Annotated in this window: 7 protein-coding genes; 1 reads left to right on the forward strand and 6 read right to left on the reverse strand. The window is 67.0% G+C overall.

Annotated elements, in window-relative coordinates; genetic code table 11:
• Nucleotides 1–133 precede the first annotated feature (133 nt).
• Genes ABWP84_RS16590 through icmH form a run of 5 tightly spaced genes read right to left on the reverse strand, consistent with a single transcriptional unit; the run spans nucleotide 134 to nucleotide 6,720 of the window.
• Entirely contained in the window at nucleotides 134–1,069 is a 936-nt protein-coding gene (locus ABWP84_RS16590; RefSeq protein WP_353213143.1) for a serine/threonine-protein kinase, read from the reverse strand.
• On the reverse strand, nucleotides 1,056–1,778 hold the full coding sequence (locus ABWP84_RS16595; RefSeq protein WP_353213144.1) for a PP2C family serine/threonine-protein phosphatase: 723 nt from the start codon (nucleotides 1,776–1,778) through the stop codon (nucleotides 1,056–1,058). Before ABWP84_RS16595 ends, ABWP84_RS16590 begins: the two co-directional genes overlap by 14 nt.
• Complete coding sequence (tagF, locus tag ABWP84_RS16600; protein WP_353213145.1) at nucleotides 1,775–2,413, reverse strand: type VI secretion system-associated protein TagF; 639 nt, start codon at nucleotides 2,411–2,413, stop codon at nucleotides 1,775–1,777. Before tagF ends, ABWP84_RS16595 begins: the two co-directional genes overlap by 4 nt.
• Nucleotides 2,395–5,802 (reverse strand): type VI secretion system membrane subunit TssM, encoded by a 3,408-nt coding sequence (gene tssM, locus ABWP84_RS16605; protein ID WP_353213146.1) that lies wholly within the window; start codon nucleotides 5,800–5,802, stop codon nucleotides 2,395–2,397. Before tssM ends, tagF begins: the two co-directional genes overlap by 19 nt.
• A gap of 3 nt (nucleotides 5,803–5,805) precedes the next feature.
• On the reverse strand, nucleotides 5,806–6,720 hold the full coding sequence (icmH, locus tag ABWP84_RS16610) for a type IVB secretion system protein IcmH/DotU (RefSeq protein ID WP_353213147.1): 915 nt from the start codon (nucleotides 6,718–6,720) through the stop codon (nucleotides 5,806–5,808).
• 628 nt (nucleotides 6,721–7,348) lie between these two features.
• On the opposite strand from icmH, the gene ABWP84_RS16615 reads away from it, so the two are divergent.
• Nucleotides 7,349–8,110 carry a transglycosylase SLT domain-containing protein gene (locus ABWP84_RS16615; protein ID WP_353213148.1) on the forward strand — a complete coding sequence of 254 codons (762 nt, stop codon included), beginning with the start codon at nucleotides 7,349–7,351 and terminating at the stop codon, nucleotides 8,108–8,110.
• Between the two features lie 142 nt (nucleotides 8,111–8,252).
• Here ABWP84_RS16615 and ABWP84_RS16620 read toward each other — a convergent pair whose 3' ends face one another.
• The gene (locus ABWP84_RS16620) at nucleotides 8,253–10,598 is read right to left on the reverse strand and encodes a S8 family serine peptidase (protein ID WP_353213149.1); all 2,346 of its coding nucleotides are present in this window, start codon (nucleotides 10,596–10,598) and stop codon (nucleotides 8,253–8,255) included.
• Nucleotides 10,599–10,688: the final 90 nt, after the last annotated feature.

A 10,688-nucleotide genomic window follows, 5' to 3' on the forward strand; every position in this document is an offset into this window, starting at 1 on the left:
TATCAAAATCAGAATCTAACGAAGGTGCAGGACACTCGTCGACATACATGTCGACCCTGCTGGGGTGCGCGAGGGGCAAAGCCCCTCGCTCTCACTTCCCCTCCCGTTCATTGTCCCTCAATCCCCCAACCGTTTATTCCAGCACCCGCTGCAAAAAGGCTTGGGCGCTGCCCGGCTGGCTGGCGCGGCGGGGTTCGAGTGCCAGGCGCAGCATCTCCCAACTGCCACGGCCCATGCCGGATAAGCGCTGTGGCGGCCCCTCGATGCCACCTTGGGCCAGGCGATAGAGGATGGCGGCCATGGCATGGATGTCATCAGCCGGCTCGGGGGGCGCGCCCTGGGCGCGTTCGGCGGTGGCCCAGCGCGGGGTGAAACCGGCAAAGGCGGCGGCCGGCCCGCCCGGCCCCATGCCGCGCGCGGCGCCAAAATCCAGCAGCACCACCTCGCCCGAGGGGGTGAGGAGCAGGTTATCCGGCTTGAGGTCGCCATGCGCCACCAGCCTGTCATGGGCATGGGCGAGGGCCGCGGCAATCTGCCGGCCCAGCGGCACGGTGGCGGCCCAGCCCATGCCGCGCCCCTCGGTCTGGCGGGCCAATGCGCTGAGCGGCTGGCCGGCTAGGCGCGCCATCACGATGAAGGGCAGCGCGCCATCGGCATCCCAATCCAGCACGCGCAGGATATTGGGGTGGTCGAGCCGCGCCGCCAGCCGGGCCTCGCCGAAAAGGGCGGCGCGGGCAGCGGGGTCCATGATCAGGGCAGGGTTGAGCAGCTTGAGCGCCACTGCCGCCGATGGGTCACCCGCCTCCTCGCGCCGCAGGTCGCGCGCGGCGATGACGGTGGCCACGGTGCCAATGCCCAATATCTCGCCCAGGACGAAACGCTGCCGCAGAATATCGCCGCCGCTTTGTGGCCAATGCTGTGGCAATGGCCGCAGCAAACGCCTTGCCTCATCGGCCGAGATGGCGCCATCGGCCACCAGCGAGGCCAGCAAGCCCACCACGGCGCGCAGCGAAGCACCATCGCATGCGCCGCCCCGGGCGATCAGCGCCAGAATTTCAGCGGGCTGCATCAATGGCCACCACCAGCGCGGTCATATCATCGCCACTGCCCAGGGCGGCGGCGAGGCCGATAAGCGCCCAGGCCGCCTGTTCCGGGGAATTCTCCAAGGCCTCCACAATGCGCATCTGCGGCACCACCATGCTCACGCCATCGGTGCAGAGCAGCAGCCTGTCACCGGCCTGGATGGGCAGCACCAGCCTGTCGATGGCCAGCCTTCCGCCACCGCCCACCGCGCGGGTGAGGCTGCGGCGCTCGGCGGGGGCTGCCATCTCGGCACTGGCGATGAGGCCGCGATCAACCATCTCCTGTGCCAGGGAGTGGTCGCGGGTGAGTTGCAGCAGGGCGCCGTCGCGGCGCAGATAAATCCGGCTATCGCCCACCCAAAGGCAGGCGGCATGGCCCTCGCCCAGCAGCAGCACGCTCACCGTGGAGCCCGGCGGGCGGGTGGTGCCGGCCCAGCCCGCCAGATGGGCATCGGCCTGGGCGATGGCCGCCTCCGCCGCCGCCATGCGCGCCCCCAGCGCGGCATCGGGCAATAAGGCCGCGCGCAGGGCCTCGACCAGAAGGCCGCTCGCCCGCCCGCCCTCACCATGCCCGCCCATGCCATCAGCCACCGCCCAGAGCCCCGCAGCGGGCGCCGCGATATGGCTATCCTCGCTGGCGGCGCGGCCCGGGCGCGGCTGGCCGGCGGCGGCGGAGTGCCAGGCCAGGGCGCTCACGCGCTGGCCTCCAGCAGCCCGGCAAAGCCCGCCGGCTGTGGCAGAAGCGGCGCCAGCAGGCAGCGGCCACCGCGCCACCACAGGCTATGGCCGCCCTCAAGGCCTATTGCCAGCGCCGCAGCGAGGGGCGAGCCGCCCTCGAGGAGCAGCCCACCGCCGGCCAATGGCGCGATGGCGGGTTGTGGTGCGTGGGCCGCAGCGTCGCGCAGATCTGCGAGGCGCTGATCCAGCGCCTCGGGCGTGACGCCGCCCTCGGCCGCGCCGCGCAGGATACGCGCCGCCACTTCAAGCAGCCCGCCGGCCTCGAGCATCCACCCCGCGGCAGCGAGATGGGCGAGGGGGAAGGCGCAGAGCAGGGGGAAGGCCCGGCCCACCGAATCATGGCTGGGCAGCACCACGCCGCACCAGGGGGTAGGGCCGGCACAGCCGGGGCCCAGGACGAAGCCCAACTCCACCGCCCCTGCCTGCTGCCACAGCGCTGCCAGCGGATATTGCGCATCTGCCAAAGCGCGCGTGATGGCGTGGTGCCAGGGTTCGATGAAATCATGGCTCAGGCCGCGGCGGATAAAATCGCCCCGGCTGGGCAGCTTGCCATAAAAGCCCACCAACGCGGGATCTAGAATCTGGGGTTGCACCGGAACTCCTGCAACTCGTTGATCGCCATGGGGTTGCTGCCAGGGTTGGGGCTGAGCGCATAGCGGGCGGACATGCCGTTGAACTCGAAATTAAGGCTATAGGCGTCGCGCCCGCCGCTGCGTTGCAGCACGCGAAACAGCGCCCATGGCCCGATCAGCCGGGTGCTGCGGGCGGTGCCGTCGCTACCACTCAGGGTCAGCGCCAGCATCGAGGCATCGGAGGAGGATGGCCAGGTGATCTCCACCGGGCGCGACTGCTCATGGCCATCGGCGATGCGCAGCGTGTCGATATCCAGCAGCGCCTGAGGGCCATTGGCATCGGCGATGCGCGGGGTGAGGGTGAAGCGGAACTGCACATTGCCGGTGGTATTGCCGCTCGCATAGAAGGCCGGCAGCACCGCCCTGGCGCGGGCCAGATTGTCCAGCACCTCGCGCGACAGGCGCATTGTCACACCATCGGCGGTGGTGGCGACATAGCCATTGCCGCGCCACTGGAGGAAGGGGTCGAGATGGGTGCGAACAAAATGATTCACCGTGCCATCGGGGCCGAAAAAGGCGCGGAAATCCCGCAGCGCGACGTCACGCTCCGCGCCGCGCTCAATGGGAAAGCGCCCGGCGATGCTGCGTTCGCACACCGGCAGCACATCGCGCCGCCAGGCGGCGCTGAAATGGTCGAGTGCGAGGCGGGTGATCTGATTCCAACTGCGCGTCGCCACATCGCCCATCACGCCGGCGACGGGGCTGGGCAGCGAGGCGGCCAGCGATTGCAGATTGCTGAGCGCATCGCTGGTGGACCCCGCCAGCTTGCGCGCCGCCGCGGCATGGGCGGCGGCGGGGGGGGAGGGTGCTGCGTCAATGCCCTGCGCCATGGCGAGGGCAGCGGCGGCAAGGCTCTGCACCCGGGCGATGGGGGCGGGGCCGGCGCGGGTATCGGTCATCGCCACCAGGTTGACGAAGGGGGCGCGGATGCGATTACCCGGCCACGGGGCGCGCTGCCCAGGCCCGGCATTGCTCCGCAGCAGCAGGCTCATGCGCGCAATGGCCGCCTCGCCGAGCGGGGGGGGGCCAAGCTCGGTGTGCAGCGCCAGCAGGGCGATCAGCCGTGCCAGCGGGCTCTGTGGTGAGGCGAACTGGCTGAGCGCTGCGGTGGCATGGTGCAACTCGGCGAAGTTGCGGATCACCACCTGCTCCAGCACCGCCTGCCACGCCTCGGAATAATCGCTCACATAGCGGGTGGCGATGTCATCAACGAGGCGTTGCAGATCCTCGATGTCATCGCTCTGCATACCGCCCATGACCCAATCATTGGCGGTGCGTGTGAGGGTGAGGCTGGCGAGCCGGCTGATGAAATACCGATAGAAGCCCTCACGGGTGAAAATACCGGGAATGATGACCGGCAGTGAGGCCTGGGCGCGCATCAGGATGAGCTGGGCACCGGCGGGCCCGATGGCCTGGGTGATATCAAGGGCCGGGGTTGCGGGGTCGGCCTCGGCCTCGCGGCGGAGCTGCTGGTAGAGCTGTGCGGCTGTTGGCCTTTCGGCGAGGCGGCCGCGGGCCTGGCCCACCAGGGCGTAATCGAGGGGGGCGGCCATCGGCAGGGCGCGTTCCAGCGCATCCCAATGCGCCAGCAGCGCGCCATGGGCCTGGGGGGCCTCTGCGAAGCCCTGGTCGATGATGGAGCGCACCCAGCCGCGGACCAGCGCGCTGTCATAGCGCTCCGGCGTGCCGAACATGAGGTAGATGGTCAGCAATTGCCGCAGCCGGGGCAGGTCGGCGCGGTGCAGCGCCTCGCGGATGGCCTGGCCCGCCTCCTCGATGAAGGCGGGCAGCAGGCGCTCCTCCAGCAGGCGATGATAGGCGGCCTTGGCGTCCTCATCGGCCTGGGTGAGATCGGGCAGGCCCAGACGCGCAAGCGGGGGGCGCGCACCGGTGGCATCGGTGCTCTGTGCCATCCGCGCCGCGCGGTCCAGCAATGGCCATTCACTCTCCAGCCTGGGCGCGGCCTCGGCGCGGTGCAATTCGGCGGTGATGTCTGCGGCCTGGCGTTGCAGCGCATCGAGCTGGCTGCGGGTGCCCTGGCTCGCCATCATCCAGCCCAGCACCAGCGCCGCAAGGCCACCCAGGGCCGCCAGGCAGCCCAGCGCATGGGCCAGGGCCATCCGCGACTCCCGCCTGGGGTTGCGCCCGGCCAGCGGTGCCTCGCGGAACACCAGCCCGCGCAGCAGCGCATGAACAAAATAGGCGCCCCCGCTGCCCTGCGGGATTGCCGAGGTGAGGAAGGCGCCGCGCGCCAGCGGCCGGATCTCCGACCGCCCGGCGCTGAAAATCCCCTCCGCCATGCCCCCGCAGGCGCGCAGCAGCCGCCCCAGATGATGCGGAAAGGCGAAAATGGCGCCGCGCTGCGCGAGAGATTGCGCCGCATCCATGCGCCCTTGCATGCGCGCCTGCGCCACGGCCGCGATCTGGGCGAAGCCCTCCTCCAGGCAGCGGGCGATCTGGGCATCGCTGCTGGCGGTGAGCGGCAGGGTCACACCCAGGACCTGTTCGCGCATCCCCTGGTCGAGATCCGCCATCGAGGCGCTGAAGCCAGGGATGAGATCAGCCTTGGTGACGATCAGATAGACCGGCAATCGCAGGCCAAAGGCGCGCTGCAATTCCTGCAGGCGGGCGCGGATGGTCTCCACCAACGCCATGCGCTGGTTGGGATTGTCATCGAGCAATTGCTCGGCGCTGATGGCCACCAGCACGCCATTGACCGGCTGGGCCGGGCGATGGCGGCGCAGCAGGTCGAGAAAGCCGGCCCAGGCGGCGGCATCGGCGGCGTTGTCGCTATCGTGGCTGGTGAAGCGCCCGGCGGTGTCGATCAGCACGGCATCTTCGGCGAACCACCAGTCGCAATTGCGGGTGCCGCCGATACCGCCGATCGCATCGGCGCCCAATTGGGCTGCGAGGGGGAAGTGCAGGCCGCAATGGCGCAGCAGCGTGGTCTTGCCCGCGCCGGGCTGGCCGATCAGCAGATACCAGGGGATGGCGTGCGGGTCGGACTTGCCGGAGCCGGCGATGGCCGCCATCGCGTGTTCGAATTTTGCCCGCAGCGCCGCGCGCTCATCGGCCAGCCCCGGGCTTGGGGGGGGGGCGCGATCCTCACTCTCCAGCAGGCCCTGGATGATACGCGCAAAGCCCTGCCGGAGCTGCCAATCGGCCAGCAGATTCCAGGCCAGCCAGAGCAATGGCAGGGCGATGAGGATGCCCATGCGCGGCTCGGCGGCCGCCAGCGGCGCTATGCCTAGGATCTTGATCCAGGGGCCAAAATGCCAGGCCAGCAGGGCCAGAATGACAATACCGAGCAGCGCGAAGAGCCTTCGCGGTGTGAGCAGCCTGGCCAGCATCGATCAGGGCCCTGCCGGGGCAATGGCGCGGATGGTCTGCACCACCTCGTCGAGCCGGGTGTCATTGGCGGTGAGGAAGCGGCTATAGGCGACCAGCCCCCCGCCCAGGGCGGCGACGATCACCACCCAGAGCGGCAGCCAGCCGGGCAGGCCGCGGCTGAGCCTGGCCGGGCTCCAATCCGGCCCCAAATTCTGCCGCGTATCGGCCGTGGCAAGGCGCGCTGCGCCGCCACGCCCGGCCAGGGTGCGGCGCAGCAGCCGGCGCAATTCCTCCAACTGCGTGACGCCATTGCCCATCAGGCGGAAACGGCCCTGAAAGCCCAGCGCCAGGCAATGGTCGATCAACTCGATCAGCTCAAAATGCCGCTCCGGCTCGCGGCAACTTTGCTCCAGAATGGCAAAGACCTGCTCGCCGCCCCAATTGTGCTGATGCAACTGGCTCAGCAGGCTCTGTTGCAGCCAGAGGCTGCCCGCGCCCCAGGGTGTGGCAAGCACCGCCTCATCCAGCGCCGCGCAGAGCATGTAACGGGCATGGCCGATATCGGTGGCGTCGCAACCGCGGGCCAGTGCCACCGCCTCAAACCGGCGCAGCCCGGCGAGAAGCTCCCCCTGCAAAGCTTGGGGGTTGGGGTGGGAAGGGGATTGGCGCAGCGGGGTCAGCATCAGCAGCATGTCGAGCGCCGCGGCCACCAGCCGGTTTTCCAGCGACATGGCGGGCAGGGCGGCAGGGGCGGCGCCTGGGGCAGGCTCGCCCATGGCCTGGCCCGCTGGGCCATGGAGCAGGGTGGGCTCGGCCTCAGGGGACTGAAGGATCGTGGGCTCGCTCACGCTGGCGCTGGCCGCCATGGGCGAGCCCTGGCCGGGGGTGAGCAGCGTGTCGTCGGCGCCGATCTGCGGCCGTGATGGCGCGCGAGACATTCAGCGACACCGCCTGATGGCCAGGATCGGCAGCAGGCACGGCGCCAGGGCGGCAAAGGCACCTTGCGCAGGCCATGCGGCGCGACAGCCAAGGGCCCTGGCGGTCATGGGCATCTTCCTCATCCCCTTAGAGCATCATCCGTTCAAACGGCAGCGTTTGAGCTGATCAAGATGCCTACCAAACAAAGGCTTAGAGCCTGCACAGCGAGCCGCGGCGAGCGCAACAGGCTCCAAACACTCACCCACCGCCCCAGGGCCTGCGCAGCGCGAAGCCCGAGAACAGCGACACGTGATTGCGGTAGCGTTATTCATCCAAGGTTTCTAGTCTTTCCGCGCGGTACAATTTTTCGCAATATTATCATTGCAATGCATTTGTTTGGGCCAGCGCCATGCTGGCCGCGGGCCAGAGGCTGCCAAACCGCTGATGGGCAAAAGCACCCGGTCGATTTTCGCGATTAGGCCTTGCCGCAAGGGCCGACAGACAGCAGTTTGCGCCGCAGGGCACCGGGCCGGCCGGGCAGGGGAGCGTTTGATTGTCGAGCGTGAAATGGAACGCAAGCGGCAGCGCGGCGGGCAGGGCATGAGCGGCCCTCGGCTGCCCCCTATGCGGCTCTGGCTTTGTGCGCTGATGGTCATGCTATCAACGGTGCGCGCCACCGAGGCGCTGCCAGCGCTGGAGGAGCGGGTGCGCAATGGCGATGCGGATGCTGCCATAGCCCTCGCCCGCCGGCTGGAATTCGGTATGGGGGTTGAGCCCAACCTCGCGCGCGCGGCGGAACTCTATTGCGAGGCAGCGATGCGCGGCCGGGCTGAGGCGGCGCTGCGCCTGGCTGGCATGTTCCTCGATGGCGAGGGCGTGGAGGCGGATATGGTCACCTCGGCAGCCTGGCTGGCAATAGGCCAGCAGGTCCGCCGGCCGCTCGTCAACACGCGTCAGGCTTGTGCGGCGGGGCCCACGCTCTCCGCCATGGCCTCCATGGGCATGGCTGAAGCAGCGGTGCCGACAGCTGATCTCGCCCGGCTGGTGCGCGCGATTGCCCTGCGCCAATCGGTGGATCCGACCCTGATCATGGCAATGGTGGCGGTCGAATCCGCCTTCCGTACCGATGCGGTGAGCCGGCGCGGGGCGCGCGGTTTGCTGCAACTCATGCCCGCCACGGCCATATCACTGGGCGTGTCGGACCCGCATGACCCGTTGCAAAACCTGGCGGGGGCCATCGGCTATATCCGAAGGCTGCTGGACCGCTATGAGGGCAATACCGCCCTCGCCCTGGCCGCCTTCAATGCCGGAGAGGGCGCTGTGGCGCAGTATCGCGGCATTCCACCCTTTGCCGAGACCCAGGCCTATGTGCAGCGCGTGCTGGCGCTGCGCAACCGTATGGTGCCATAGCCAGCCTCCTGGACCTTTTAAATAAACATAATCAATAATCTAACGAAGCTGCAGAAAATTTGGCGACATTCATGCCGCCCCTGCTGGAGTGATCGAGGGGCAAAGCCCCTCGATCGACTGACCCCTCGCTATCAGCAGCCTATCAGGCCCAGACGATATCCGCCGAATTGAGGGCGGTCGCGCCCACCAATTGGCCAATCAGCTCATCGGTGCTGTCGAAGACCTTATTGCCGTTGCTATCCACATAAATGCCCAGGCCCGACACCCCGCTCAGCGTCACCTTCATGCCGAAATAGCCGCTCGCCTTGCTGGAAAGCTGAATCTGGTCACCCGCCTGGAAATCGCGCACCACCGCGTAATCCGAACGCCCGGCATTGTTGCTCAGGCCATCATCATAAAACACCCCGCGGCTATCGCCGAGCAGGAAGATGTCTTTGCTTCCACCGCCGGACAGCCGGTCGATGCTGCCCTTGCCCAGATAGCTGCCGGTGGAGGGCAGGCCGCTGATGATATCGCGCCCCGCCGTGCCGGAGCGGCTATCATTGCCCGCCGTGCCGAAGATGTAGTTCGGCCCAAGATCAATAATGAAGTCATAGGATGCCGAGTAATTGCCTGTCGTGCCGAAGGTGCTCTCCACCCGCGCGGTGAAGCTCCACGACGCAGCCACCAGGCTGTTGGGTTCGGTAAAGGTCCAATTGGTGCCGGTGACCTTGGCGACGCCAGCCTTCACGCCAGCATGGTACACCACGAGCGTCTCGTCGGCAGAAAGCGCTGCCGAGATGGTGCCCTGCAGGGTCGGCCTGGTGTCATCCGTGGTGCCGCCGACCTGGATAATACCCTTCGTTGTGCCCACATCATCAATCGCGGCCGTGATGATAGCGGTCTTCGTCGGCACCGGCGGCGGGGGCGTCACATTGCCCGAGAGCAAATCCCCCACATCCAGCCGCCCACCGGTGACGACCTTGCCGGAGAGTGAGGTGGTGGTCTCCGCCGTCGCCAGGATCGCCGTCTTGATCTGCGCTGCCGTGGCATTGGGATTGGCCGAGGCATAGAGTGCGGCAGCGCCGGCCACATGCGGCGTCGCCATCGATGTCCCGCTCAGCGAGCCATAGGTGCTGCCCGGCAGCGTCGAGTAGATCGAAGAGCCCGGCGCGGCGATATCCACCTGCTTCGCGCCATAGCTGGAGAAGGAGGAGAGCGCGCCCGTGCTGGTGAGCGAGGCCACGGCGATCACCGCATCATAACCCGCACTCGCCTTGGTGTCGTAATTCGACGGGTAGCTGGCGGTCACGTCATTATTGCTGGTCGAATTGCCGGCCGCGGCGATAAACAGAATATCCGCCTTCGCCGCGCGGGTGATGGCGTCCAGCATGGCCTGGCTGGAGCCACCGCCACCCCAGGAATTATTGGTAGCGACGAAATTTTGCGAGCTGCCGGCCAGCAGCGAGGCGGTGGTGAAATAATCCACCGACTTCACCGCATTGGACACATTGCCCGAGCCGCCGGCCGAGAGGAACTTGGTGGCAACGATCTGCACATCCCAGTTCACGCCTGCCACACCCACGCCATTGCCGCCAATGCCGCCAATGGTGCCGGCGACATGGGTGCCATGGCCGTTATCATCGAAGGGATCATTGTCGTTATTGACGAAATCCCAGCCGATCAGGTCATCCTTATAGCCATTGGCATCCTGGTCATTGCCATTGGCCCAACGCGTATCCTTCAGCAGGTCGCCGGCATCGATCCGGCCATTGGCGTTCTTGTCGGCCACGAAAGCGCTATTGGCGGTGTTGTTCAGGTCGCGGAAGGTGATCAGCCCGTCAGCATCAATATCTTTCAACTGCGCCTTGAAGCTGACCGGTATTTCGCCCTGATTGAGCCAAATATTCAAATAAAGATCAGCATGTGCATAGTCGATGCCGGTATCGACCACACCAACAACCGTCTTCATATTGCCGATATAGCCTGCCGTCCAGGCCTCACCCGCCTGACTGCCAAAGGCGTTTTTCTGCGCCGTGGTATCACCCAGCATGTTCCACAATTTGCCGCCAGTATAGTTCGGATCGTTGCTGACAGCCTCGATATGGATATCGTCCTGGCCCTCATCCACCGACAGGCCGGCCAGGTCAGAACCTGCCTCGCCCGAGGCGATGTTCACGAAATCATTGGTCTCGGCGAAGACCACGCCCGGCTGGGCGGCGAGCAGATCCACGCTCTCCCGCAGATCCTGCCCCTCTGGCAGCTCCACCCGCAGCAGCGGCCCCGCTTCACCATCGCCAGCGCGCACCAGCTCGGCCTGCCGGCCATTCACCGCCTGCAGCGCCGCACTCACCTGCGCCGGGTCTACGCCTTGGCTGAATTGCAGCAAAATATCGTTTGCAACCGGCGGGGCCACCCCGATTTGAGCGGCAAAGCCCGCCTCATCGGAGAGACCGATCACGCCATATTTCGGCGAGCCAGAGGTCCGGGCGATGGGGTTTGACGACATGGTTTCTCCAGGGGGCAATCACATGTAGTGGATCGTTTTTAGCATGATTTATCCCCTCTCGTGCAAGCGTCGAATAAGGAGACGCGCAAA

The organism is Rhodovarius sp. (assembly GCF_040399605.1).
GTDB lineage: Bacteria > Pseudomonadota > Alphaproteobacteria > Acetobacterales > Acetobacteraceae > Rhodovarius > Rhodovarius crocodyli_A.

What these genes read in the sequence shown, in the direction of transcription:
- icmH (WP_353213147.1), bottom strand. Translation starts at nt 6,720, where the DNA reads ATGTCTCGCGCGCCATCACGGCCGCAGATCGGCGCCGACGACACGCTG.
- tssM (WP_353213146.1), bottom strand. Translation starts at nt 5,802, where the DNA reads ATGCTGGCCAGGCTGCTCACACCGCGAAGGCTCTTCGCGCTGCTCGGT.
- ABWP84_RS16620 (WP_353213149.1), bottom strand. Translation starts at nt 10,598, where the DNA reads ATGTCGTCAAACCCCATCGCCCGGACCTCTGGCTCGCCGAAATATGGC.
- ABWP84_RS16615 (WP_353213148.1), top strand. Translation starts at nt 7,349, where the DNA reads ATGGTCATGCTATCAACGGTGCGCGCCACCGAGGCGCTGCCAGCGCTG.
- ABWP84_RS16590 (WP_353213143.1), bottom strand. Translation starts at nt 1,069, where the DNA reads ATGCAGCCCGCTGAAATTCTGGCGCTGATCGCCCGGGGCGGCGCATGC.